Origin of the sequence: Chryseobacterium sp. MEBOG06, assembly GCF_021869765.1 — a bacterium.
Lineage (GTDB): Bacteria > Bacteroidota > Bacteroidia > Flavobacteriales > Weeksellaceae > Chryseobacterium.
This window is the reverse complement of the sequence record NZ_CP084580.1, coordinates 4,791,374-4,817,705: the sequence shown is the minus strand read 5'-3', so window position 1 is coordinate 4,817,705 and position 26,332 is coordinate 4,791,374. Positions and strand designations below refer to the sequence as shown.

The window sequence follows — 26,332 nt, the reverse complement described above, 5'->3', positions numbered from 1 at the left end:
TTTTACCCTTAAAACTAACAAAAAACTAACAACTATTAAGATTTATTGAAAATTTAAGATTTATAAGCTGCATCGGCCACAGTAAGTTTCTTTGTGCCTGATAAATAATGCGACATCTGAATCTCTTAACTGCTCAGCTTCTTAATTTAAAAAAAACACACTCTCTTTTGAAGAAAGAATATGACATACTTGTAATCGGCAGTGGATTGGGAGGTCTTGTTTCGGCTCTTATTTTAGCGAAAGAAGGGCTGAAGGTTTGCGTGTTGGAGAAGAACAACCAGTATGGTGGAAATCTACAGACTTTCTCAAGAGATAAACTCATTTTTGATACCGGTGTCCATTATTTGGGAGGACTTTCAAAAGGGCAGAATTTAAACCGGTTCTTTTCCTATCTGGAAATTATGGATGAGCTGGAACTTCAGAAAATGGATGAAGACGGGTATGACCGGATTAGTTTTGCAGATGATGAAGTAGAGTATCCTCATGCACAGGGCTATCAGAATTTTGTGGAGCAATTGTCTGTATATTTTCCGGATGAAAAAGAAAATATTGAAAACTATTGTGAAGAAATTCAATACGTCTGCAGCCAGTTTCCAAGATACAATGTCGTAGGAAAAGACAATTATAACGAAGAGATCCTGCACCTCAATACCAAAAGATTTATAGAATCCGTTACTCAGAACAAAAAACTGCAGTCGGTTTTATTAGGTTCTAATTTCCTGTACGCCGGAGATTCTGAAAATGTTCCTTTTTACGTTCACGCCTTAACGGTGAATTCTTATATACAAAGCGCCTATAAATGTACAAAAGGAGGAAGCCAGATTTCTAAACTCCTTATTAGAAAGCTTCGGAAATATGGAGCCGAAGTGCATAAGCATTCTGAAGTTTCCGAATTTGTTTTTAATGAAAAGAATACATTGACTTCCGTAAAAACAAAGACAGGAAAAGCGTACTTTGCCAAACAGTTTATTTCGAATATTGAGATCCGTTCCACCATAAGGCTGATAGGAGAAGAGCGGTTGAAGAAATCATTTTTAAACAGAGTTTTGAGCTGGAGGCCTGTTTCATCGTGCTTCAGCATTTATTTGGTTTTAAAACCTCAAAGCCTTCCCAATTTCAATTATAATATTTACCACTATTCATCACAAGAATCAGTTTGGAATGCGTTCCGTTACAAAAAGGAAACATGGCCGGAAACCTATATGCTGTCCTCTACAGCTTCAAAACATCATCCGGAATTTGCAGAAAGTCTTACTGCTATCTCCTACATGGATTTTGATGAGGTGAAAGAATGGGAAAATACATTTAATACAATAGTGGATAAAAATGAAAGAGGATCAGGATATGAGAAATTTAAATTTGAAAAAACAGAGAAAATGATTGAGGCGTTGGAAAAGAGAATTCCCAATCTCAGACATGCTATCCAAAACATCTATACTTCTTCCCCGTTGTCTTACCGGGATTATATCGGAAATTTTGACGGAAACATGTACGGCTACATGAAAAGCTCAGAAAATCCACTTAAAACAATGGTTTCTCCACGTACTAAAATTGATAATCTTTTTCTGACAGGCCAGTCTGTCAATATGCACGGGATTTTGGGAGTTACTATTGGTGCTTTTAATACCTGTGCGGAAATTTTAGGAAAAGAACTGATTGACAGCCGTCTGCGAAAATGATTTAATAAAAGCCAAAGTGAAAAAAACTTATACCAACTATCCAACTTATAAAAGACTTTTTCTATACTCTTTTTTTTCTTTAACAGTTATTTCATGCGGTGTTTCAAAGTCTGTACATCATATTCCTGAAGTAAAACAATATCCGCTTGAGATTCCTCAAGTTACTAAAATCAATGATTCAACATTCAGCTATCATCAAAACTTTCTGACAAAGAATAAGCAGCAGCTTTGGGAGCTTTATATCAAAGGAAATCCATTGCAGCTGGGATATAATAACGGAGCATTGACCCAAAGTTTGATGCAGAAACAAGAAGGGATTTTCTTTTCAAAAGTAGAAGGATTTGTACCATCAAAGTTCAAACAAAAGCTGTTGAGAGGCTTTTTGAAATGGTATAATAGAAAGATGTACCTGAATGTAAGAGAAGATTATCAGGCAGAATTATTTGGATTAGCACAATACTCATCTGATCAGTATGATTTTATTGCACCAAAATATTTAAGAAACCTTTATCTGCATGGGGCACATGATATTGGGCATGCTATGCAGGATCTGGCAATGGTAGGCTGCTCATCCCTTGCGGTATGGGACGAAAATACAGAAGATGGTGATCTTTTGATTGGTCGAAATTTCGATTTCTATGTAGGTGATGATTTTGCCCAAAACAAACTGGTAGAATTTGTAGAGCCTGAAATTGGGATTCCTTATATGTCGGTGAGCTGGCCAGGAATGATTGGTGTAGTTTCAGGAATGAATAAAGAAGGAATTACTGTGACCATCAATGCCGGAAAATCCAAAATTCCTCTTACTGCAAAGACTCCAATTTCGCTTGTCACGAGGGAAATTTTACAATACGCTAAAAATATTGACGAGGCAATTACTATTGCTAAAAAAAGAAAAGTTTTTGTATCAGAATCTATTCTGGTAGGAAGTGCAGCAGATAAAAATGCAGTGATCATTGAAGTTTCACCTAAAAACTTCGGGGTATATAGAGTGCAGAATACAAGCAGAGTTCTTTGTACAAACCATTTTCAGTCGGAAGCTTATAAAGATGATAAAAGAAATCAGAAACAAATTGAAGAAAGCCATTCTGAATACCGATACGAGAAACTTCAGGAGCTTTTGGAGGAAGAGAAAAAGCTGAATCCTGAAAAAATGGCTTCCATTTTAAGGAACAGGTCCGGTTTGAAAGGTGAAAAGATCGGTTATGGCAATGAAAAAGCACTCAATCAGCTTTTGGCGCATCATGCCATTATATTTTCACCACAGAAAAAACTGGTTTGGGTTTCTTCAAATCCTTATCAGCTGGGAGAATTTGTATGTTATGATCTGAATGAAATTTTTTCAGTTAAAAAGCCAGTAGAAAGTTTGCAGTTAAAAACAGCATTCAATATTGCCAGAGATCCTTTTGCCGATTCACAGGAATTTAAAAATTATCAGGAATACAGGCTGGTCAATACAAAAGTAAGTAATGCTATAGATAACAATGAAATCCTTACTGATGATTTTATTGCTCATTACCAGTCTTTAAATCCTTATTTTTGGAAAGGATATTATGTGGCCGGAAAGTATTATTTTGAGAAAAAAGAATATAAAAAGGCAAAGATTGAATTTGAAAGAGCCCTCACTAAAGAAATCACCACAGTTCCGGATAAAAAAGCGGTAGAAAAATACCTGAAAAAAACCTTAAATAAACTGAAATGATCCCCAAACATATAAAACTGCTATTCAGTATTCCTTTCGTCATTATTCTGTGCTATACCGTCTATTTGTGTACAGTATACAGCTCAGTTCCTGACATCATCCCCATTCACAGCTTTGGAAACAATAAAGACAGCTATGGCAGCAAAGTTTTTCTCTTCATGCCTATAGTCCTCGACCTTGTCATTCTAGTATTCTTCTGGTTAATTATCCGAAGACCGGACAAAATTAAATTTACCTTTGAAATAAAAGAAGAAGATCAAGGGAAAATATACCATACCACTCAGTTGGCCTTAGTCATTCTTGCAATATTTGTTACCATACTTATGGGACCTTTATCTTTTTCCGATGTTGTGTATAAATAATGTATTATCAAGAGGTCTCACTATTTGAAAGGCAGCTTCGAAGTGATGAAATTACAGTATTTTAGTTTTAATATTATTTAAGTTGATAATTTTACAATGAATTCACTGTAATTCGTTGTAAAATAGAATTTTAATTTATCTTATTGTTTGTGAAGTTGATATAAAACAGGCGATTTTTACTTTGTATAACATTTTTTTAAGATTGTTTTTATTGAAATGTGTAACATTTTTAGATGTTTTTCTACTAACTGGCAAATTGATATTAATATTTGATAAAAAGAAAGCTTATGAAAAAAATTCGACTTAGTGCTAAACTTCTGTTGTTTTGTTCACTTTTTAGTGTTAGTTTAATCTCTGCTCAAAAATATGAACAAACGATTAAAGATTACGTTAACTCAAACCAAGGAGTATTTCAAAGAGTAAATCCGGAACTTAAAGCATTTAAAATCATTAATGTGGATCCTTCAGCAAGTTTGAAAGGAGATGTTGTAGGAATACAGCAGGTAATTAATGGTATTCCGGTTTTTGGAAGTTCCGCCAATGTATTAATCAGAGAAGGTAAAGTGTTAAATTTTGCGGATACCTTTATTAAAACTTATCCTTCAGCCATCAAGGGAAAGGAAAGTGGAAGAAAGGATGCTTTGGTAGCACAAACGATTAAAAAACTGAACGGTTTGTCGACGTTGAAAAATATTGATGGAAAAGAGGAGCCTATCAAAACAAATGTTGTTTATTTTGCAAAAGCAGGAGAATTAATACTTGGATATCAGCTAAATGTAGAAGAAAAAGGTACAAGTAACGTTTGGAATACCATTGTAAATGCTGAAGATGGTTCTGTTTTATATCAGGAAAATACTACTCTTTCTTGTGATTTTCATTCGGAAGCTTACGATCATCATTCTATAGGAGGTGCTTTATCCCATTCAAATGCTTATGCATCTTCTCTCCCGGCTAGTTTTGGGGAAATAGATTTAAAAAAGAATACAAATTTTGTATTATCACCTGATAATGCTACTTATAATGTCTTTGCATTTCCTACAGAAGCACCAACTTTTGGAAGCCGTACATTACTTACAAACCCATGGGATCTTACTGCTTCCCCGGAAGGGTGGCATTCTGACGGAACCAATAGCTACACTATAACGAGAGGTAACAATGCTTTTGCATATACTGATGAGGCCAATACGAATGTCCCACAGTTCTCCCCCGATGGAGGACCTAACAGATCATTTGATTTTCCTTTGGATATAACAGCACCCCATACTACCTATACATCAGCTGCAGTAACCAATTTATTCTATAATACGAATAAAATGCATGATTTATTTTATAAATTTGGATTTACAGAATCAGCAAGAAATTATCAGACAAATAATTTTGGAAACGGAGGGGTAGGTAATGACCCGGTTCTTTCTGAGGCAAGAGACGGAAGTGGTCTTAATAACGCTAACTTTAATCCTGGAGTGGAAGGAACAAGCGGAAGAATGCAGATGTTTCTTTTTTCACCTACCAATGCAAGATATCTTTACTATAATTCACCATCCAATTATACCGCGAGAACACCGGCCGCTGCTACAGCCCAATTTGGACCGCAAATTATGGGTAATCCACCTGTAACAGGTGACCTGGCTCTTTCAACGCCTGCTGATGCATGTACTGCAGTTGCAGCGGGAACTCTTACAGGAAAAATAGCTGTGGTAAACGCTGCAGGATGTAGTTTCTCTATTAAAACAAAGAATTTACAAAATGCCGGAGCAATAGGAGTTATACAATACCATCCTAACAGCAATACTCCTGTGGGATTAGGCGGAACAGACACAACAATCACTATTCCTACAATAATGGTTGGCTTGTCAGAAGGCCAGTTTCTGGTGAATGACTTAACTAATGGTATCGTTGGAAATGCAACACTGAAAACAGATGCAGTTTATAAAGATGCAAGTTTAGATAATGGAGTTATCAGCCACGAATATGGTCATGGGATTTCTAACCGTCTTACCGGAACAGGAAGCTCTTGTCTCTCTTATATTTCGTCTAACGAACAGATGGGAGAGGGATGGTCTGACTTTTTTGCCCTTATGGTGACTGCTAAACCTGGTGATAATGCTTCTATTGCAAGAGGTATGGGAACTTATGTTTCAGGACAGGAAACTACAGGATTAGGAATAAGACCTGTAAGATATTCTCCTGACTTTGCAATCAATAATTATACTTATGGACGTACTAATGGAATGAAAATCAGTACAAGTATTTCGGGAATTCCTGTTACAGTACCGGATGTTCACAGTATTGGTTTTATCTGGGCTTCTATGCTTTGGGATCTTAACTGGAAATATGTTGAAAAATATGGCTACAACAATAATGTTTTGGCTGATGCCAACAGTGGAACTGCCAGAGTTTTACAATTGGTAATGGATGCTCTTAAGCTTCAGCCATGTAACCCAACCTTTGTACAAGGTAGAGATGCAATCTTGGCTGCTGACCAGGCATCTACAAACGGAGCTAATAAATGTATGATCTGGAATACATTTGCTAAAAGAGGATTGGGAGTAAATGCATCTGCGGGAGCTCTTAATGGTTTGGCATTTGGGGCTAATCAGCCTTTACCGGAAATGAGTGATCAAGTAGAAGATTTTTCAGTTCCGGCTGAGTGCGGAGTTTTAGCCGTTAATGAAGTTAAAAACTCTAAGGGGATTTCTATCTATCCAAATCCTGTAAGAAATGAATTCACCATCCAAACTCCTTCAGATGTGAATCTATCAGGAATTACAACAGTTTCTATCTATGATTTTACAGGGAAGCTTATCTCTCAGGATAGCATTAATCTTAATAAGCAAACTACAATTAGCGCTGAAAAGCTGATCAATGGAGCATATATCGTAAAAGTTAGCAATAACTCAATTGATTATACTCAGAAGATTATAGTTTCAAAATAAAATAGTAATTATTAATTTTTAGAAAGCCCTGAAAGAATATTTTTCAGGGCTTTTACTTTTATATAGTCTCTGCTTAATCGTTCTCAGGACTCATTTTATTCAGAAAGAAAAAAGTTGCAATTCCTGAAAGTGCCGATAACGTTGTACTCAAAATAAAACTGCCAATAATATATTGCAGAAGATTGTTCTTGATCAGTTCAAAATTCAAGTCCTGACTCAGTATATTACTGTCACCGTGAACAAATGGTGCTCCCAGAAATAAAGATGCTGCAATAATGAAAGGAATAAAAGGAGGAAGACTTACATTAGACGATACAAATGCCAGTACTTTATTCAGTTTCAAAAGAACAGACAGGCTGATCACTAAAAGAGTCTGAAAACCCCAAAATGGAGAAAGCCCGATAAAGACTCCCAATGCAACAGAAAAAGCTTTGGTACGGTTGCTTCCGTCACTTTCCAATACATCCTCTTTTATGAATCTCTTAAAGCTTTTTTTTTTGAAGTTATTCACGAAGTTTCTCGGAATAATATATAACAGCGTAATAGTTACCAGAACTGTATTCAGAATACTGATCCTTGTAAAATCTTTGAAAGGTCGGAAATGCGAAACCCTCTCGTTGGGATCGTATAATACTTTTATAGGGACATTTTTTACAGGAATATGCCTCCACGCAGTTCTTACGATGATTTCTATTTCAAATTCAAACTTGGGTGTAAAATATTTCTTAGGAATTTTATGAAGAGGATAAAGTCTGTAACCGGATTGAGTATCTTCCAGCTTGATACCGGTTTCAAACCGAAACCAAAAATTAGAAAACCTGTTCCCAAAACTACTTTTCTTTGGAATCCCATCCTGAGACATATTTCGGTTTCCGATGAGTAGAACCTCTTCCTTTTCCTGAAGAAGTGCCTCCACAAATACAGGGATATCATCCGGATAGTGCTGCCCGTCAGAATCAATAGTTATGGCATAATCATACCCTAAATCTTTAGCCTTTCTGAATCCTGTTTTCAGACCATTTCCTTTACCTTTATTTTCCGGTAAGGTGATTGTTGAGATTTGCGGGTATTCAGCAAGGATAAGAGGGGTGGAATCTGTAGATCCGTCATTCACCACAATAATACTTTCGGTGTAGTTGAGAACACCGTCAATAACCCTTTTCAGGGTTTTCTCATTATTGTAGGTAGGTATTAAAACGCAGATCTTTTTTTCAGAAATTGCATTTTGTACTTCTGCAAGGGACATGGTTTTATTTTAAAGTAGCTTTTTCAGCCTCTGTCATGGTTTTGGATTGCATTGCAAACCTTTTGATGTAGTTTTTCAGCCCGGCATTCTGTTTGATGTAATTATTCAGAAGGAATGCTTTATCATCTTTTATACTTCCTCGGTAACCTACTATTTTCGGAATGTTTTCCTGAACACTTAATCTGATCAGGCGAAGCTCTGCATTATTAGGATTACTTTTGATAATGCCTTCCAGACTTGTAGCACCCGTTTTCACAAGAGATTTTCTATTGCTTTTCGCAATCTTTGCTTCCATGATCTTCGCTGCTGCTTTATACCCTAAAGTTACGGCATCAGAACCTGATTGCTTCTCAGCTGTTTCAATGAAGGCAGCGGTGCTGGTATTTGATTCATTGGCCTTGGCATAGCTATTTCTCAGCGTTTCAATATCAGACTGAAAGAAAAAAATAAATGCCGCTACAAATGATAAGATAAGTTTCATGATGGTATTTTTTTATAGCTTACAGACAATTTTAATGCAATTGTCTCGCCAAAAGAAGTCATATTTTTTACTTTAACATCCTCTCCGTTTTCATCAATATCAAGATGAAGCACCAGATTAGGGGTCTCAAAAGGATTGATGATGGCCATGAATTTCACATTAGACGCGGTTTTCAGAAATAACTTTGAACCGGTAAATTCTTCCGTAAGTTCTTTAATGATCTGCATCATACAAACACCGGGAGTTACCGGGTTTCCAGGAAAATGGCCCTTAAAAATCTCGTGGTCTTTATTTAAATGAATAGAAGCAGTAAACTTCCCGTCTTCTGCTTTATCGTATGATGTTAAACTATAAAAATCTGTAAGAATGGTCTGCATGATCTTATTTTTTAAGATTAAATGTATAATAAACTCCAGTCTGGAATGTTACATTGGTATGGTAATTATTAATATGCACAAAACCCTTTTTGATTCGGGCTTCCACACCGAAGTTTTTTGTGATATCATATCCGGCACCAAATAATAGTCCCAAATCTGCCTCTGTAGGAGATTCAATATCCTTATGATCAGTAAGAAGTTCTAAAGTAGGCCCGAAATGAATATTAAATTTATCCATATAGAATTTGTTCACCATGGCAGCTCCTACATAAGAAAGACTGATTGTTTTAGATGCTATAGCTGAATTTTGGCTTTCAAGCTTTGCTCCCTGACGCGTGTAATAAATTTCAGGTTGAAGGGCATAGAATTTTACAAATCGTATATTCGCCTGAAAACCTATATAAAAATCGACTTTTGATTTGATGTCATAAGTGTTGTTTCCGTAATGGACTCCCTGATTATCATTGTAGTACCAGTAATCCTGCACCGGGCCGTCTGATATATGTGAAATATTGGCACCTACTCTGATTCCGGGGTTGAATGTTACCTGTGCAAAAGATAAACTGGTGATCAATGCGAAAAGTAAGAAATATATTTTTTTCATGTGGAATTTATTCCGTTTCGGTTATCTGAAATAGTTTTATAGTAATCTTAAAATCCTTGTGTTGCAGGTTTAAGCTGTCTGCGAAGATATGCTTTTTTGCATCAAAAGTAAAATCGATTTTCTCTCTGTTGTTTTTCGTGTAAATAATCTGTTTTAGCAAATTGTTTTTCTTATTGAAGAATAAATAATACCCTTTTTTATCAATTTTTGAAAGATATATTTTTGAATTTTCATTCTCAAAGCTTTCACTTACAGGGTACTGTCTTTTTAAGAGCTGCTGGAAATCGTTTTTCAGAAAATTGATGACAATTTTTTTATCCAGATCAGGAAGAACATAATTAAGTTTAAAATCATCGTCCGAAACTTCAAAATCGATCAGCTTATTCCCAAAATCTGATGTTAATGCGACACGATGGGTCGTTTCGCTGATCTTTTTAATAATCAGAATACCGCTCACATGATTTTTATAAATATCCATCTGACATTTATAAACATAATCTTCGCCGGTAGAGAAATATAAATTTTCTACCATTTTCTCAGAGGTAGAAACAGACCTGACACCAGTAAGCTGATAGCTTTTACAGGAAACAGCCAGAATCAGGATAAGGCTATAAAGTAAACTCTGACGCAGGAATTGAAGCATTGATCTTAGTATTTTTGAAAACGATATTGGTAGTATCTCCGGATGCCTCAGTCATATTAACCTGAGAAACCGTAGACTGGTTCTTTGGGAAATACAGTTCGATCTGTTTGATATATTTCAATAGCTGAGCGGTTTTAGGAATAAACTTCGCAACATTATAATTTCCGTTCTTAAAATACGTTACCGTAAATTCAGGATCATTGAACATCGTTCCATTTGAGCTTCCTACAATCAGCTTATTAATTTTTTCAAATGTTTTGCTCTTGGCATCTACAGACGATTTTTTCCCCTGATCATTGATGAAGATTTTATTGCTTTTAAAAACAATACTGTACTGATAAGGCTTGGTATACTTCCAGCTCAGCATATTCGGGGTCTGTAATGACATTCTTCCGTAAGTAACGATACTTTTGTCCAGAAAGTCCATCTTTTTGGTTTGTGTAAAATCACTCTGTAAAGTTTTAATCTCTTTTGTTTCGGATGAAACCTTAGATACAAAAGCTTTAGCCTCAGCTGCTGACATTGCTGTATTTTGAGCAAAAAAGAAGCCGGAAACTAATAGAAATGCTCCGAAAGCAATATTTTTAATCATTTTTCTTTGATTTTTTAATTGAATCAACGGTAAAGGTTGAGTACTTTTTATCTTTCAAAAATACTAATAAATCTACCAGAACACGATAGGTCTTTTCCGACGTATCATGAAGGAGAATAATACTCCCTTTTTTCAAACCTTTGGTAACTCTGCTGTAGATTTTCTTTTCATCATCAATGATGGTGTCTAAAGACCGGACATTCCATCCGATGCTTTCTTTATGGGTCCTTTTGATCGCTTTGGCAATATTGGGATTCGTTACCCCAAAAGGAGGTCTGTAAAGATGAGTTTTTATATTTCCTGTATTTTTCATGACTTCATCACATTTTTCAATCTCCTCAATCATTTTTGAAGTCGATAAAAACCCTGTGGAATTAGAGTGTGATAACGTATGATTTCCAATACTGTGACCTTCCGCAATGATTCTTTGAAATATTTCAGGGTATTTTTCAATCTGTTTCCCGATACAGAAAAAAGTTGCTTTTACCTGATGTTCTTTAAGTAAGTCTAAAAACTTTGGAGTAAACTCTGTGGGACCATCATCAAAAGTGAGGGCAACTTCTTTTACTTTAGTTCTTTTGTGAGTAATGCTGTTGACGAAATATCCAAGTCCAATGTCAAACGAACCCCATACAACAACGGCAGAGAAAGCAAAAAAAGTAAACAAATATACCCACGAGCTTCCCTGAAACGCATAAATAAAAACGTTGCAGAAAAGATAGAACAGGATAAAGGGATAATGTTTCATTGCTGATTACTTTTATATTGTTAAACTTTCTGGATGTATACCCATTTTGTCATTCTGAATATAGCGAAGCGAAATGAAGAATCTATCATGTAAAAGCAGGAATTCTTCCTTCGTCAGAATGACAACAATACTGCTTTAATTGTATGGTAAACGCTATTGACTTTTTGCCAACTAAGCCCTTTCCAATAATACCAGACTGTGATCATTACCCGCCAGATGATTGTAAAGAAGTACATACTTCACGCTTTCCTTTTTCTCTTGATTGATCATCATAACTTCCGGAATTTGCTGTTCCTTAAGAATATGACAGGCTATAAAGGTAGAAAAACCACTGGCTGTATTGAATTCTCCACTCAAATGTTTATAATACAACTGCGATGAAGCTGGAAACATATCTGCAGCTTTCGTATAATAAACATCAGAATCTGCATCTCCGCTGAATCCTAGAATAACAGCATCAATATCATGATTGGAAATATTGTTTTGAGCTAAGAAATTTTGGATAAAATCCTGAACTTCATTCAATTCAACTTTATTGCTGATCCGAATATTTTTAAGCTTTGCGTAAGAATTTTCAGTCTTATCCTTTCCTACAACAAAAAAGCTGGCACCTTCACCCCAGATCACCCCATTGGTAGTGGAATGTAAATAATCAGCAGGAAGATCAATTTCCTTTTTTATGGTATTATTTAAACAGTAAAGCTCCATTGTTCTGTTGGTCTGTTCATCTGTAGAACCTACAAGAACATTTTCTGCCTCTCCATCATTGATCTGAAGTTTAGCATCAAGAAATGAAAACTCAAGGGAAGATGAAGTGTTTACATAGGTGAAATTATAAGCATGGCACTGTAATCCCAGAGCAATCTGCCCTGCTACCGTATTGTGGGTAGACTGGATAAAGAAAGTTGGAGTAAGGAACTCCTCATGATTATCAATCACATTTTTCAGGAATTTTTCAGAATCCTGAGAGCAGCCCATTCCGGTTCCTACAATAATGGCATCCGGTAGTTCAATTCCTGCCTCTTTCAATGCATGGTTTGAAGCTACGGAGCTCATTTTTACTGTCTTAGACATTCTCCTGATCATAGCAGGGGGAATGAACTCTTTATAGTTAGGTTCTATTGCCTTTATGATCTGTAAAGAATTTTCGGGATTAAGATTTTGAAGAATATTTTCGTTTAAACTATCCTGTACAGAGATACAGGCTGCACTGTTGATGTATACTTCACTCATGATTTTGAGAAAATTAAGGTTGAACAGTTTCCTCCAAAGCCAAATGAATTGGATAGAACATGATTGATTTCTTTTTCTTTCAATTCAGTAACCGGAGTTAAGTCAAACTCTTCCATTTTCGTCTGGAAATTCAGGTTCGGGAAGATAAGGCTGTGCTGCATTGCTAAAATTGAAAATACAGACTCAATTCCTGCTGCTGCGGCAAGAGTGTGTCCTGTAAACGCTTTTGTAGAGCTGAATTCAGGAACCTGATTTTCTCCAAAGATTCTGATCATAGCAATTCCTTCTGATAAATCATTATTCGGAGTTGCCGTTCCGTGAACGTTGATGTAATCTATATTTTCTTTAGCCAGTCCTGAGATTTTCAAAGCTTGTTGCATGGCTAGAAATGCGCCCTGTCCGTTTTCTGATGAAGCGGTCTGATGATGGGCATCATTAGCATTTCCGTAACCGGAAAGGTAAGCTAAGACCTTTTTGTTTTCTTTTTTAACAATTTCCTCAGATTCAAGCACCAGAAAAGCCGCAGCTTCTCCAAGGTTCAGCCCTTTTCTGTTGTTGTCAAAAGGGGTATTGTAAGAATCCGTAAGAATCATCAGGGTATTGAAGCCATTCAAAGTAAACTTTGAAAGAGAATCTGTTCCCCCAACAATAACACGGTCTAAAACTCCGTTTTTGATCAGTTTGGCCCCCATCATAATAGCATTGGCTGCAGATGAACAAGCAGTACTGATGGTAGAAACCATTCCTTTTAATTCCAAATAGTCAGCAATTGCCAGTGAAGAATTTCCGGCATCATGAGCATCGATATATTTTTGCTTTTCAGGAAAATCTTCGTAAGAGTAGAAGTATTTTTCGGTAATATCCATTCCTGCTACGCTGGTAGAAGAAATAAGACCGGTTCTATACCCGTTAATATCCGAAATTCCGGCACTTTCTACCGCTTCTTTTGCGGCTACCATACCCAATAAAGAAGTTCTTGTTACATTGTTGTCTTCATCAAGTTGAAGCATTTTTACAAGTTCTCCATTGGATAATTTTATTTCACCTGTTTTAATGGCTCCGGCATGTCGGGTTTCAAACATCTGAATATCTGAAATTCCATGTTTTCCGGATTGTAATGAAATAAAATTTTCCTCCACGTTGTTTCCGATGGAGGAAATAATGCCCATTCCTGTTATGGCAATTTTTTGGCTCATGGTATTAAATAATGTAACAACGTAGCAATCTAACAATCTGCCAACAATTGCTGTATGACAGATTATTAGATTGTTATATTAATTTATTTTGTTCTGTTGTCTTCGATGAATTTAGCCATCGTATCGATAGACTGGAAAATTTCCTTTCCTTTTTTAGGATCGGCCAATTTGATTCCATAGTCTTTATCAAGAAGAACGATAAGTTCTAATGCATCAATAGAATCAAGTCCCAGTCCGCCTCCGAATAATGGGTCTGTATCTTTGATTTCTTCTATAGAAACGTCTTCAAGGTTTAATACTTCAATAATTTTGTGCTTCAATTCTGTTTTTAAGTTTTCCATAAAAAGTTTTAATTTAAATAAGATAACAGCTTAGAATATACCATGATTTTGGTCATCAGTATTACATTTTTATACTGTTAAAGTGTTCAGTTTTTATAAGGTTAGCAAATATACAAAAGCTTTATAATTTTCCTTATATAATTCAACCCAGCCACATAATACTTTATCAGCTTTTCCTGACTGGAGGATTTGTTCGGAATAATTGTTTAAAAAATTTTCATCAAATTCATCCAGTACAAAAAAAGCATTTTCCGTCTGCATTTTATGTTTAATGCTTATTTCACCTACACAGATGTTGGGTAATGTGTAGACAAAAACGGCCGGACTCGGATAAAAACTGTCCTGCGAATTGATGCTTTCCTGATATTTGAAATCCGTGTCAAGGCTTGATGATGAATTGGCAAAAACCAGAGCTGTGCTGCTGTGATCGTCATCATTTAAAAGCATTTCTGCAGCAAGGAAAGCCAGTTTACTCAAATTATCCATTTTGTGAAACTTTTGGTAATTCAGTTCTAAGGTTTTATAAGCTTCTTTTGCAAATTCCTGAAAGGTCTCGCTTTGATTTTCAAAAATAGTTTCTCCGTTGACGGCTATTTTTGAATGTTCTATGGTACAGGTGTTTGTTTTCTTCATCATGTTCATTTTAGCATTTTTCCAGTACAATGGCTGCATTGCATCCACCAAAACCTGAAGCTGTTTTTAAAATATATCTGATGGAACTTGTCTTGTTTTCTGTAATAATATTCAATGGTTGGGAAACTCCTATTTCTTCAAAATTTTTAGAAGGAATCAGTGTATTATGAAGAGCTCCTTCCATAGAAATAATGCTTTCCAGAAGTCCGGAAGCACCCAGGCAGTGCCCATAGTAGCCTTTCATGCTGTTCAGAGGAACCCTTTCAAGTTCCATTCTGTTGAAGGCAATGGCTTCCATTTCGTCATTATATAAAGTGGCTGTTCCGTGGGCAGAAATAAAATCGATTTGTTCCGGAGAAACGTGGGCTTCTGTCATGGCATTTTTGATGCTGGCATACAAGCCGTCACCTGTTCTTGAAGGTCCGGAAATATGATTAGCATCATTAATAGCAGAATCACCTAAAACTCTGAAACTGAATTTTTCGTTTTCAGATCGTTCTGAAGTAATATAAACCGCTGCGGCAGCTTCACCTATATTGATTCCGTTCCTGTTTTTATCGTAGGGTTTGCAAGGTCCTGATCCAATCGCCTGAAAGGAATTGAATCCTGAAATAACAAACTCAGAAAGTTCGTCTCCTGCAATAACGAAAGCGTTCTTGTATTTTCCTGCCTGAATCATATTTTTGGCAACAGCGATGGCCATTACTCCTGAAACGCACGCATTGGAAACTACAATAGGTTTTGTGCTAAACCCAAAGAAGTCCGCAATTTTCTGGGCCAGTTTTGAGAGAAAAACACCTTCCGGCAGCTCCGTCTGATTTTTTAACAGGCTTATATTTCCTTTTGTTGTTGAAAGAATAAACAAAGTATCTTCTGTGATCTTCTGTCTTTCAATTAAAGGTTTTAAGCTTAAAAGGAGCATCTTTTCCAGCTTTGTAAAGTCTTGATTTTCAAAATTTTCACTGAAAACTTTATTTAATTTTTCAGAATCAATCATAGAAGCATAGAATGGCTCCTGGCTTTCTATGATTTTGTGTAAAGCAACTCCTGATTTTCCTTCCAGAAGGGCTGTCCAGTTGGAATCTACATCAAATCCAACAGGCGTTACACAATTATAATCTGTGATAAAAATTTCTTTCGTCATGATAATCCCATTTTATCTTTCCATTTTTGAAAAAATTCCGGATTATAAAGGCATAAACCCCCATTGTTATCCAGGAATACCTGAATGGTTTCACCACTGCAAACCAATTTATCTTCCTGGTTGAAAAGCTCATACCTGTAGATGAGTTTGGCTGAAACAGAGTTGATAAAAGTGGTAACAATTCTGAATGTCTCTCCGTATTTTAAAGGAAGAAAATGTTCGCAGGTACTTTTGACAATAGGTGTTACATATCCGGCTTTCTGAATATCGAGATAAGTGAGACCATGCTGACGGCCAAAAGCTTCCCTTCCGTCTTCAAAATAAACAATATAATGTCCATGCCAGACAATTCCCAGCGGATCTGTCTCATTGAAACGTACTCTTACTTCTTCGGTACAGGTTAATATGTTTTTGTTAGACTGCATTTTGTTTCTTTTCGTAAAAAATGGAAATAGATACGGTAGCAAGATAAAATAAAAGCAGGAATGCCAATTCTTTTGCAATACCTCCAATTCCGCTGTTTCTTAAAATAATATCATAATAAGCATTCAGCCCCCAGTTCATTGGTGAGAACTTGGCCACGGTCTGCATAAATTCCGGCATCAAGAATACTGGTACCCAAATTCCTCCAATAGCGGCTAAAACAACTACGGAAGTAGCTCCAAATGGTGCCGACTGCTCCTGAGTATCTGCAATAGTTCCCAGTAAAACTCCGAATCCTATTGCTGCCAGCCCGGCAAATAACGTTACTATCAAAAGCTGGAACATTTTTCCCGACACATCAAAGGCGGGAAGATCCATATAGGGGAACAGATAAATTCCTACAGCTATCATCAGTAAAAACTGAATGATACAGATGATAAGGTAGGTACATGTTTTTCCCAAAATATGTATAAAATAGGGAGTAGGGCTGATTCTTGCCCTTACACTTGTTCCCTGGCTTTTTTCTTTAACAAGGTTGATCGATAACGGGACTACGATAAAAAATATGGCAAAAAGCGTCCAGGCAGGAACATTGTGCTGAACGGAATTTGGCATTACATCCATTTTTCCTTTTTTCGGAGTGATCTCTTTAAAGCTGATCAGATTCTTATTTTGGTCAAGGTTTTCAGTAGTTCCCAGCTGGTCCTGAAAGGCTTTGTAAATCTTTTTATTCTCAATCTGAAAAACCATTTTGTTGACAGAATTCATCACAGAATTTTTGAATCCTGCATTGGTTGCCGGGTCAAAGTACAGATGAATTTCTTTAGCTTTTGGAGTTTCTGTTTTTACTTTGGCAGAATCACCTTCAAGGCCGAATGAACTTACAATGGTCTGAACTTTTGAATCAATATTTGAATTTAAATCCTTTGTTAAATTTTCTGGAATGACAATTGCCATCTGATATTCTCCGGAAAAAACGGCTTCCTGTGCCGACTTTTCATTGAAATTGGTGAGCAACTGGAATATTTTACTATTCTCCAGCTCGCCTTTTATATTTTTTGATACGTCAGATCGGTCATTATCAATAAAGATGATCGGGATTTTTGATCCTTCAAGGTTTTTGAAGGTAGAATCCTGAATCAGGGTAATGGTTACAATAAGAAGTAACGGCATGACAAAGATGATAACAATTCCTCCTATATCTCTTTTCAGGAGAAGAATTTCCTTAACAAAGCTTCTCCACAGTTTATACAACAACATCTCTTAATTCTTTTCCGGTTAATGAAATGAAAACATCTTCAAGGTTCTCTGCATTGGCAATCTGGGAAACAAGCTCTTCAGGTGTTCCTATAGCATGAATTCTCCCCCTGTCTATAATGGCAATCTTGGTACAGAACTCTTCTGCCTCAGACAGGTGATGAGATGTATAAATAATACACGTTCCGTTTTTATTAAGTTCCAATAAGAAATCTATGATTACTTTTTTGGATTGAACGTCTACGCCTACGGTAGGTTCATCCAGAAATAGGACTTTAGGATTATGGAGTGTTCCGGCGATGAGGTTACAGCGCCTCTTCATTCCCCCTGAAAACTGTCCTACCTGCTTGTCTGCAAATTTTGAAAGTCCCATAATTTCCAGAGACTCATCGATTGTTTTCTTTAGCTGGTTATGCTTTAAGCCATACAGACTTCCGAAAAACATCAGGTTTTCTCTGGCCGTAAGGGTTGGGTAAAGTGCATATTCCTGTGGGACGATACCAATAATCTGTCTGATTTTAAAACCATCTTTCTGTGGAGATAAACCGTTGATGGTAAATTTCCCTGAGGTAGGCTTTATCAATCCTGAAAGCATAGAAATAAAGGTTGTTTTTCCAGCTCCGTTAGGACCAAGAATTCCATAGATTTCGTTGTTGCTGATATTTAAAGAAATATCATTTACAGAAAACTCATCAGAATTTTTGTATTTTTTATATAGGTTTTTGATTTCAATCATATTCTCCGCCATATCAGATCGCTTTTCTGAGTTTTTTATAGAAAGCTTCTTCCAGGTCTGCAATATGCAGCATCGTTTTTGAAAGTTCGTTATAGATGTTGCTTTTTGAATTTCTGTTTTTATACACTCTTGCAATATCAACAGCAAAGTCTCTCCAAAGATCACCAATTGAGGTAATTTCTTTTGACAATTCTTTTAATTCCTCATTTTTAAGAATTACAGCAGCCTCCTGCAGGAATGCTCCATAGATAAATCTGAATCCGCCGCCGCCGGTTCCGATTTCCTCCTGCATTCTGATAAGCTGTCCCAGATAGTGATTGGTTACTTTTGTTCCTTTCTTTTCCGCCCATTTTGGAATACTTCTGGCCACCCATCTCATGGCTTTTACTCCAATAAGCGGTACGGGAGCAAGCATATTTTTACAGGTGTCTTTGATTCCTTTTTTGATGGCCTCTTCCAGATTGATATTTTCGGGAATGTAAACAGGATAATACATATGCCCTTTTGGAGGAAGTGCCCCTTTGGCATATCTTACCTTTTCCAGTTCAGCCTCTGTAAGGGAAGTAGTGTAGTCCATTACAGGGTCACTGATAAGGAATTTTCCATCTTCTTTCCCATAGACAACAAGATTGTGGGCATTAAAGTGGAATTTATATTCTTCAGGGAAGTAGGTAAGGTTGAAAACTCCTACCTGAAGTCCTGTTGGTACATTTTGTTCCAAATTTCTTTCAAGAGCTTTTTGTGCATCCTGAGGATTTGAGAACTTTTCTCTTTTGATTTTAATACCTAATCTTTTTGCTGCTTTGCTGAAAATAGCACCCGGCATCGGACGATAGCTGAAGCCCGGAGCAAAATTCACCTTTAAAAAAGGCAGGTAGACAAAAAACAATCCTGAACCGATCCCGAAGATCATAGGTTCACTCAGTTTAAGGCCTCTGTTAAGCAGAAGATTAGAAGCAACACCGTTCTCGCAATGCGCAGTCTGATGGTGTTCAAAGTTTAATTTCATTTGTCGCTTATATCTTTTTCATTGGTTAAATAAAAGTGAGCATAGTATATATGCGTTGTTTCATTTATTTCCCATTGAAGTTTTTTAATTCATTTACTGAAATTCCGAATGCATCAGCATATTTTTTCAGTGCTGTTTCGCTTAGTGTTTTAAATGTTCCGGGCTTAAAATGTCTTTTTACCCTCCATTGCCACATTCCTACATAGGAGGCAAGTACACCCAGGTCCATCTTATTCAGTTCCATAAAGTAAACGATAGGACTTACTATATTATTGGCAACATTTTGTTTTGCTCCCTCAATTCTTTCATAGATAAGCTCCATTGATTCATCCAGTGCAGCTTTCTTGGCGTCCCAGCCAGTACTGTTTGCCGTTGTATAATTATCATTCTCATCCGTGACATACAGAATTTCAGTCATGTTGGCAGATTTCAGGTTACTTTCGTCCTGAGGTAAGTCGTGTTTTTTCATCTAAATAATGTTAATTTTTTTAGATTCCAGATAAAAATGCTTCACCTGTTTTGATTTTTTTAATCAGTTGGCTAAAATAGTGAAAATACATTATATGTAAATCATATTAAACGGAAAGACGGTATTGTAGTGAAACAGAGGCAGTATCAGAATTGATAGTTCAATTTAATGTTTGTTTAAAAAAAAGTTTTGTCCATTTTAGGAAGACCGGTTTTAACTAATATGAAATAAAAGGATCTTAAGCAATACTCTGTTAGGGCTTATAATTTAGATATGTAATAAAACAGCTGTAACAAGTGTGTTATATAAGAAGACTAATGGTGTAAGAAATTTGATAAAAATAACTAACAAATAACAACTATGAAGAAGTTTTTTATTTCTGTTTCGCTTTTCTATATGATAAGCGCTATGGCTCAGAAATTTGATACCCAAAAGCTGACTGATGCTCAGGGTTATACTTATGAAACGGTCAAGAATGATCAGGCAGGTGTAAGAGTTTATACCCTGAAAAACGGATTAAAGGTTTATCTGGCAAAAAATGAAGACGCGCCAAGAATTCAGACGTATATTCCAGTGAGAACAGGATCAAACAACGATCCGAGTGATAACACAGGATTGGCTCACTATCTGGAGCATATGGTTTTCAAGGGAACTTCACATCTGGGAACTCAGGATTGGGCAAAAGAAAAAGTTTTGTTACAGCAGATTTCAGATCTTTACGAACAGCATAAAGCTGAAAAAGATCCTGAAAAGAAGAAGGAACTTTATAAAAAAATTGATCAGGTTTCTCAGGAAGCTTCAAAATATGCTATTGCCAATGAGTATGATAAGGCCATTTCTTCATTAGGAGCTACCGGAACAAATGCTCATACATGGCTGGATGAAACGGTTTATAAAAATAATATTCCTTCGAATGAGCTGGAAAAATGGCTGAGAGTAGAAAAGGAACGTTTTTCAGAATTGGTATTACGTCTTTTCCATACAGAACTTGAAGCGGTATATGAAGAGTACAACAGAGCGCAGGATAACGACGGACGTCTTGTAAACTATGCTTTGATGGAAGCTCTTTTCCCAAAACACCCGAACGGACAGCAGACAACGATTGGTACTTCCGAGCATCTGAAGAGCCCTTCAATGGAAGCTATTCATAAATATTTTGATACCTACTACGTACCAAACAATATGGCGGTAGTATTGGTGGGAGATCTTGATTTTGACAAAACTATAAAATTAGTTGATCAATATTTCGGTTCTTTCAAGTACAAAGAACTTCCGATGAAAAAAATGGTTACAGAGGAGCCGATGACGCAGGTTGTTACAAGAACTGTAAAAAGTCCTTCTACACCAAGAATGACGATTGCCTGGAGAACAGACTCTTATGGAACGCAGGAGGCAAGATTAGCAGATGTAGTCGCTGAAATTCTTAGCAACAGAGGAGATGCGGGATTAATTGACCTTAATATCAATCAAAAGCAAAAAACTCTTGGAGCGGGGGCTTATGAATCTCCTTTCAAGATGTATGGTTCATTTGCATTGGTAGTTACTCCTAAAGAGGGACAAAGCTTTGATGACGCGAAAAAGCTATTGATGGATCAGCTGGATCTTGTGAAAAAAGGACAGTTCCCGGACTGGATGCTGAAGGCTATCGTAAATGATAAAAAAGTTCAGCGCATGAAAGACTGGGAAACTGCTGACGGATTGGCTACAGAGCTTTATGATTCTTATATTAAAGGAAGAACCTGGGAACAGGAACTTGATGAGATCAATCAATATGACAGAATTACTAAGGCGGAGGTTGTAAAGTTTGCCAATGATTTCTTCAAAAACAATTATGTAGTTGTTTATAAGGAAAAAGGAGTGAATGATAAGTTGGTACGTGTTGAAAATCCTGGGATTACTCCAATTAAACTGAACAGAGATGCACAGTCGCCTTTCCTTAAAGATATTTTAAATACAAAAGTAACAGAAATCAAACCTGAGTTTATAGACTATAAAGCAGCTATTCAGACTTCACAGGTGAAAGACAAAAAAGTAAGTTTTGTAAAAAATAAGTACAATGAGATAGCTCAGGTAAGTTATATTTTCCCTTTCGGAACAGATAATGATAAAGAGCTTTCTATTGCAGGAACTATTTTTGAATACCTTGGAACGGATAAATATACTCCTGAACAATTGAAGGAAGAGTTCTATAAACTGGGAATCAGCTATACCATAAGAACTTCAAATGATCAGATGGTGATCTCACTGAGTGGCCTTGAAAGCAATATGAAGAAAGGGGTGGAGCTGATGAATCACTGGATGACCAATGTGAAGCCGGATAAAACTATTTATGATCAAACGGTAAAAACAATTCTTGAATCAAGAGCGGTCGCTAAGAAAGATAAAGTGAGAATTATGTCTGCGCTTTCAAACTATGCGAAATATGGTAAAAATTCAAGAATGACGGATATAGTTTCCAAGGAACGTCTTGAAAACATTGACGCTGCAGAATTGATGAAGAAAATAAAAACCCTGAACCAGCATCCTTATCAGGTACTTCTTTACGGACAGGATCAGGCAGGGTTGGAAAAAGCGGTAAAACCGTATATCACCAATACAAGCCTTCAGCCTGCAAAAGCTAAGGAATATGCAGAACAAGCTACAACAGGTAAAGTATATTTCACAAACTATGATATGGTACAAATGGAAATGGCTAAGGTGGCAAAAGGAAGCAATGTAAATCTTAGCAACTTCGGAAAAGCTAATGTTTTCAATGAATACTTTGGAAGAGGACTTTCTTCTATCGTTTTCCAGGAGATCAGAGAAAGTAAGTCACTGGCATATACTGCTTATGTTTCTTATGCTAATGCTTCGGAAAAAGGACATGCGAACTATATTACCAATTATATTGGAACGCAGTCTAACAAGCTTCCTTTGGCTGTAAATGCAATGAATGAACTGATGGTAGCACTACCACAGATCCCTGCACAGTTTGAAAACTCAAAAGGTTCTGCATTGAAGCAGATTGCTTCCAACAGAATCAACAGAACGAATATCTTCTTCAATCAGTTGGCATTGAAAAAGCTTGGGGTAGACTATGATATCAGAAAAGATATTTATTCTGAAATCCAGGGGCTGACATTACCACAGCTTACAGAATTCTATAATACTGAAGTTAAGCCTGTAAAATACAATACAGCGATTATTGGTAAGAAAGAAAATCTGAATATGGAGTCTGTCAACAAAATGGGAGAATTCCAGGAGGTGTCTCTTGAAGAGATCTTTGGATATTAATTCTTTTTTTGATTTAAAATAAGTCTGAAAGCGGGGCAGAAATGCTCCGCTTTCTATTTTTAAAGATCGTCTGAATTTTGCAGTTTTACGGAATGTTTCACGTGAAATATATTTTTTTATTACCAGGATAATATAGGTTTTCAGGATTTATTATACCATTTATAATAATTCAACAGGGAAGAGCTTTATCCAAAATATAAATTTTTTAAATACAAATATTCACAAGTACTTAATAACCCTTGGTTATTGATCTGAAACAAAAAAGCCGTACATTGAGGTACAGCTTTTCTATTTATTTTGAATCGGAATTTACGATTTCACTTCCTGAATAAAAAGATTGATTTCTGCTCTGATCAACAATTCATCATTACTAAATGTTTCGCAGAAGATGTGGCAGATATTTTCAAACTGGGAAATCAGTGATGCTTTTGAAATAATTTTATCATTCACTTTTGGAAGGGCAAAAATTTCAATTTTCTTGATGTTGGTAATAAAACCTATCACTTTAGTATCAGCTTCCGGATTTTCGAAGAAACTTTGTCCAAGAATAGATGAGCAGGTCTGTGCAAGGTTTTCAATTAAACCGGCTTCCACAAACTCATTATTGTGAACAAATATATTGTCTTCTTTTATTTCAAAGGAAGTCACTACTTTTTCCTGGGTCAGCTCTAGAATATAGTCTGCCATCAGCATCGGTTCGCGATGAGGTAAAAAGTTGTGTATATTAATGATATTTTCTTCCCTGATTTCCATTTTCAGTTATTTTACAGCAGTTTTCATTTGAGATTTTGCAATCACTTCGCCATTTAGTTTGGTAACGATATCTACGAGGGTTACTCCCATTACTTCATTGAGGATGGTGACCTCAGATTTCAGCAGATCTCCTGTTTTAGGTAATACCTGAGCTTCAAATGATTTGATCGCCCCGATGTATCCTGTAGGCGCATCCTTTCCCAGGAGATAATATTTATATCCTGTATGAAGTGCTACGCTCTGTGCCTGATGCTCAATTAAGCCCGAAGCCTGAAAGGTTCCGTCTTGTACAAACAGATTATCTTCCTTTATTTCAAATCCTGCGATAAGGTGGCTTTCAGAATATTCGGAAAGTTCATGCACCATTACAAAAGGCGCTCTTTGAGGAATAAGGCTTTGTACAAAATCTTTATCGGATGTTGGCAGTATGTTCTCCATTAGCAAACCGTTAATAAAGCACAAGAGTAAGCGAATCTTCCACTTTCCGGAACACAAAGAAGTACTTTTTCGCCTTTTTTCAGTTTTCCGGAATTCATGAGCTCTTCTAATGCTATAAAGATAGATCCGGCACCAATATTTCCGACTTCAGAGAGGTTGTAGAACCATTTTTCTGCAGGAAAATCCATGCCTTTTTTAGCAAATTCCTCTTTCAGGCCATCTTTGAAATAACCGGAAGAAATATGAGCTAACACATGATCAATTTTTTCAGGATCTAAATTATGCTTGTCAAAAGAAGTTCTTAAGCTTTCTGCCCCTTTTACCAGAATATATTTATCCAGAATTTTAGTATCCTGCTTTATTGCAAAAATAGACTGCTTCAGCCATTCATCTGAAGGATAGTCTGCCCAGGATTTAAGGCTTCCGTCTTCCTGTTTGTCACATCCTGCGTACATACACGCTTCGATTTCGTGAGCATAAGAGTAGAAATCTATAAAATCTATTTTTAATGAAATACTGTTTTCTCTTGGTTTGTTTTGCAACAAGAAAGCCCCTGCTCCATCAGAAAGCATCCATCTCAGGAATTCTCTTTTGAAGGCAACGATAGGTCTTTCTTCCAGTAATTTTAAGTTTTCAGCTTCATGATTGAATTTATCAGCGGTCATCCATGCAGACATTCTTTCGGAACCTGCACATACTGCACTGTCCTGTACACCGGCTTTTACAGAAAGGAAGCCGTAGTTCAGAGCATTCATACCTGAGTTGCAAAGACCTGTTGCGGTATTAATCTCAATAGATTTTCCGATGTTCAGTTCACCGTGGACCATAGAAGCGTGTGATGGCTGAATCTGGTCTGGTGACGTTGTTCCTACAGATAATAATTTCATATCTTCCTTTTTGAAATTTTCATCAAAAAGTCCTTCAACTGCTTTTGCTGTGAGCTGCGCATTGGAATGCGTAGGATTTCCTTCTTTATCTAAAGCGTAATATCTTGTTGTAATTTTATTGTTTCTTAAAATAAGCGATTTTGCTTTAGAAGGTGCGTCATTGATAAGGCCAAGATAAGTCTCCATTTCAGCATTCGATACCGGCTCATTGGGTAAAAATTTTGAAGCCTTTGTTATAAATACGTCGTACATTCTATTTTAAATTAATTCCTTGTAAATATGTTTTTTGTCTTTGTCTTTTAAACCAAAAGATAGGGGTTGTAAGTAGGTGTAACACCAAAACGACAGGTGAGATGATCCATATCGCAGCCATCAAATATACCTTAAAGAATTTTATCAGCAATGGACGTTTCTCTTTTTTCTTGATAATCAGATTAGACCATATTGTAAAAATCTTATTTCCTACCTTTTCTACACGAACCAGGAAAGGGCGGATTTCAACGGCTCCGTTTTTTACCAAGTCCGGCTGTAAGTCGCTCAGATCATTGTTTTTAAAGTGCTTTTCGATAATTTCTCCATACTTTACAGAACCTGCAATTTCTTCATCAGAAACTCCGGCTGCCGGAAGTAGTCCTGATTTTTCTTTTTGTCCCGTTGTAAGCCACCGGATAATGGTTAATACACTCGTATAATTGTCATGCCTGTCTACCAGAGCTATATTTCCTGCAAGTTTCGCTTTTAGATCTCTCAGATAAACTTTTAGTTTTTCCTGAGAAAGCATCCACATATTCCTGGTTCCGGAAATGGTAATCACAGGTGTGTCTTTAAGGATTTTTTCTGCATAGCTGCTTTTCAGGAATGAAATGATGGGGATAGACGGGGTAAGGAACCAAACCTGATATCCAAACAGGATAAGGTCATATTTTTTGTTCAGTATTTCTTCTGAAGGAGGAAAAATCTCTTTCGGGATCTGTAAATAAGATTCCGGAAAAGTGTCGAAAAAAACATCTCCGGGCCATGGGTAAGGAAAATCTTCCTTTAGTTTAATATTATAATAGGTAATGTCATACTCATCCTTTTGGGCTTCAAAAGGCTTCGCTATGTTTCTCACAATATCTTCAAGTTGACCGGTTTGTGAATAATATATTATAAGTATATTTTTCTTCATTA

General features: G+C 36.4%; 26 protein-coding genes. 5 read left to right on the top strand and 21 right to left on the bottom strand.

Annotated elements, in window-relative coordinates; all coding sequences use genetic code 11:
- Nucleotides 1-167 precede the first annotated feature (167 nt).
- The 4 genes from LF887_RS21970 to LF887_RS21955 all read left to right on the top strand — a co-directional run bounded on the left by LF887_RS21970 (nt 168) and on the right by LF887_RS21955 (nt 6,679).
- On the top strand, nt 168-1,679 hold the full coding sequence (locus tag LF887_RS21970; protein WP_236856381.1) for a phytoene desaturase family protein: 1,512 nt from the start codon (nt 168-170) through the stop codon (nt 1,677-1,679).
- 16 nt (nt 1,680-1,695) lie between these two features.
- Nucleotides 1,696-3,381 (top strand): C45 family autoproteolytic acyltransferase/hydolase, encoded by a 1,686-nt coding sequence (locus LF887_RS21965; protein ID WP_410680495.1) that lies wholly within the window; start codon nt 1,696-1,698, stop codon nt 3,379-3,381.
- Entirely contained in the window at nt 3,378-3,743 is a 366-nt protein-coding gene (locus LF887_RS21960; RefSeq protein WP_236856380.1) for a hypothetical protein, read from the top strand. Before LF887_RS21965 ends, LF887_RS21960 begins: the two co-directional genes overlap by 4 nt.
- A gap of 287 nt (nt 3,744-4,030) precedes the next feature.
- Nucleotides 4,031-6,679 carry a T9SS-dependent M36 family metallopeptidase gene (locus tag LF887_RS21955; RefSeq protein WP_236856379.1) on the top strand — a complete coding sequence of 883 codons (2,649 nt, stop codon included), beginning with the start codon at nt 4,031-4,033 and terminating at the stop codon, nt 6,677-6,679.
- Nucleotides 6,680-6,752: 73 nt separating this feature from the next.
- Here LF887_RS21955 and LF887_RS21950 read toward each other — a convergent pair whose 3' ends face one another.
- The 17 genes from LF887_RS21950 to LF887_RS21870 form a co-directional block, all read right to left on the bottom strand.
- Nucleotides 6,753-7,925 carry a DUF2062 domain-containing protein gene (locus LF887_RS21950; protein ID WP_236856378.1) on the bottom strand — a complete coding sequence of 391 codons (1,173 nt, stop codon included), beginning with the start codon at nt 7,923-7,925 and terminating at the stop codon, nt 6,753-6,755.
- Nucleotides 7,926-7,929: 4 nt separating this feature from the next.
- Nucleotides 7,930-8,406, bottom strand: coding sequence for a hypothetical protein (locus tag LF887_RS21945; RefSeq protein WP_236856377.1), 477 nt, complete (start codon nt 8,404-8,406; stop codon nt 7,930-7,932).
- Entirely contained in the window at nt 8,403-8,783 is a 381-nt protein-coding gene (locus tag LF887_RS21940) for a 3-hydroxyacyl-ACP dehydratase (RefSeq protein WP_236856376.1), read from the bottom strand. The genes LF887_RS21945 and LF887_RS21940 overlap by 4 nt, the downstream gene beginning before the upstream one ends.
- Nucleotides 8,784-8,787: 4 nt before the next feature.
- Nucleotides 8,788-9,387 carry an outer membrane beta-barrel protein gene (locus LF887_RS21935; protein WP_236856375.1) on the bottom strand — a complete coding sequence of 200 codons (600 nt, stop codon included), beginning with the start codon at nt 9,385-9,387 and terminating at the stop codon, nt 8,788-8,790.
- A gap of 7 nt (nt 9,388-9,394) precedes the next feature.
- The gene (locus tag LF887_RS21930; RefSeq protein ID WP_236856374.1) at nt 9,395-10,030 is read right to left on the bottom strand and encodes a hypothetical protein; all 636 of its coding nucleotides are present in this window, start codon (nt 10,028-10,030) and stop codon (nt 9,395-9,397) included.
- Nucleotides 9,996-10,622: a LolA family protein gene (locus LF887_RS21925; RefSeq protein WP_236856373.1), complete on the bottom strand. Its 627-nt coding sequence runs from the start codon at nt 10,620-10,622 to the stop codon at nt 9,996-9,998. The genes LF887_RS21930 and LF887_RS21925 overlap by 35 nt, the downstream gene beginning before the upstream one ends.
- Entirely contained in the window at nt 10,615-11,370 is a 756-nt protein-coding gene (locus LF887_RS21920; protein WP_236856372.1) for a polysaccharide deacetylase family protein, read from the bottom strand. Before LF887_RS21920 ends, LF887_RS21925 begins: the two co-directional genes overlap by 8 nt.
- 171 nt (nt 11,371-11,541) lie before the next feature.
- The gene (locus tag LF887_RS21915) at nt 11,542-12,603 is read right to left on the bottom strand and encodes a beta-ketoacyl synthase N-terminal-like domain-containing protein (RefSeq protein ID WP_236856371.1); all 1,062 of its coding nucleotides are present in this window, start codon (nt 12,601-12,603) and stop codon (nt 11,542-11,544) included.
- Nucleotides 12,600-13,799, bottom strand: a complete 1,200-nt coding sequence (locus tag LF887_RS21910) for a beta-ketoacyl-[acyl-carrier-protein] synthase family protein (protein WP_236856370.1) — start codon at nt 13,797-13,799, stop codon at nt 12,600-12,602. Before LF887_RS21910 ends, LF887_RS21915 begins: the two co-directional genes overlap by 4 nt.
- Before the next feature lie 83 nt (nt 13,800-13,882).
- The gene (locus tag LF887_RS21905) at nt 13,883-14,140 is read right to left on the bottom strand and encodes a phosphopantetheine-binding protein (RefSeq protein ID WP_047381552.1); all 258 of its coding nucleotides are present in this window, start codon (nt 14,138-14,140) and stop codon (nt 13,883-13,885) included.
- A 93-nt stretch (nt 14,141-14,233) separates the two neighbouring features.
- Nucleotides 14,234-14,776 (bottom strand): 3-oxoacyl-ACP synthase, encoded by a 543-nt coding sequence (locus LF887_RS21900; RefSeq protein WP_236856369.1) that lies wholly within the window; start codon nt 14,774-14,776, stop codon nt 14,234-14,236.
- Between the two features lie 7 nt (nt 14,777-14,783).
- A complete protein-coding gene (locus LF887_RS21895; protein WP_236856368.1) occupies nt 14,784-15,917 on the bottom strand; it encodes a beta-ketoacyl synthase N-terminal-like domain-containing protein in 1,134 nt (377 codons plus the stop codon).
- Nucleotides 15,914-16,342 (bottom strand): acyl-CoA thioesterase, encoded by a 429-nt coding sequence (locus LF887_RS21890; protein WP_236856367.1) that lies wholly within the window; start codon nt 16,340-16,342, stop codon nt 15,914-15,916. Before LF887_RS21890 ends, LF887_RS21895 begins: the two co-directional genes overlap by 4 nt.
- Nucleotides 16,332-17,600: an ABC transporter permease gene (locus LF887_RS21885; RefSeq protein ID WP_236856366.1), complete on the bottom strand. Its 1,269-nt coding sequence runs from the start codon at nt 17,598-17,600 to the stop codon at nt 16,332-16,334. The genes LF887_RS21890 and LF887_RS21885 overlap by 11 nt, the downstream gene beginning before the upstream one ends.
- Nucleotides 17,587-18,345: an ABC transporter ATP-binding protein gene (locus LF887_RS21880; RefSeq protein ID WP_236856365.1), complete on the bottom strand. Its 759-nt coding sequence runs from the start codon at nt 18,343-18,345 to the stop codon at nt 17,587-17,589. Before LF887_RS21880 ends, LF887_RS21885 begins: the two co-directional genes overlap by 14 nt.
- Nucleotide 18,346: 1 nt before the next feature.
- The gene (locus tag LF887_RS21875) at nt 18,347-19,342 is read right to left on the bottom strand and encodes a BtrH N-terminal domain-containing protein (RefSeq protein WP_236856364.1); all 996 of its coding nucleotides are present in this window, start codon (nt 19,340-19,342) and stop codon (nt 18,347-18,349) included.
- Between the two features lie 64 nt (nt 19,343-19,406).
- Entirely contained in the window at nt 19,407-19,811 is a 405-nt protein-coding gene (locus LF887_RS21870) for a hypothetical protein (RefSeq protein ID WP_236856363.1), read from the bottom strand.
- A 360-nt stretch (nt 19,812-20,171) separates the two neighbouring features.
- Here LF887_RS21870 and LF887_RS21865 point away from each other — a divergent pair, with 360 nt between their 5' ends.
- On the top strand, nt 20,172-23,084 hold the full coding sequence (locus LF887_RS21865) for a M16 family metallopeptidase (RefSeq protein WP_236856362.1): 2,913 nt from the start codon (nt 20,172-20,174) through the stop codon (nt 23,082-23,084).
- 309 nt (nt 23,085-23,393) lie between these two features.
- Here LF887_RS21865 and LF887_RS21860 read toward each other — a convergent pair whose 3' ends face one another.
- From LF887_RS21860 to LF887_RS21845, 4 genes are read right to left on the bottom strand one after another with little or no spacing between them, the layout of a single operon-like run.
- Nucleotides 23,394-23,837 (bottom strand): ABC transporter permease, encoded by a 444-nt coding sequence (locus tag LF887_RS21860; protein ID WP_236856361.1) that lies wholly within the window; start codon nt 23,835-23,837, stop codon nt 23,394-23,396.
- Nucleotides 23,838-23,843: 6 nt separating this feature from the next.
- Nucleotides 23,844-24,275 (bottom strand): hypothetical protein, encoded by a 432-nt coding sequence (locus LF887_RS21855; protein WP_236856360.1) that lies wholly within the window; start codon nt 24,273-24,275, stop codon nt 23,844-23,846.
- Entirely contained in the window at nt 24,275-25,414 is a 1,140-nt protein-coding gene (locus LF887_RS21850) for a beta-ketoacyl-ACP synthase III (RefSeq protein WP_236856359.1), read from the bottom strand. The genes LF887_RS21855 and LF887_RS21850 overlap by 1 nt, the downstream gene beginning before the upstream one ends.
- Nucleotide 25,415: 1 nt before the next feature.
- Complete coding sequence (locus tag LF887_RS21845; protein WP_236856358.1) at nt 25,416-26,330, bottom strand: dialkylrecorsinol condensing enzyme DarA; 915 nt, start codon at nt 26,328-26,330, stop codon at nt 25,416-25,418.
- Between the last annotated feature and the right edge of the window lie 2 nt (nt 26,331-26,332).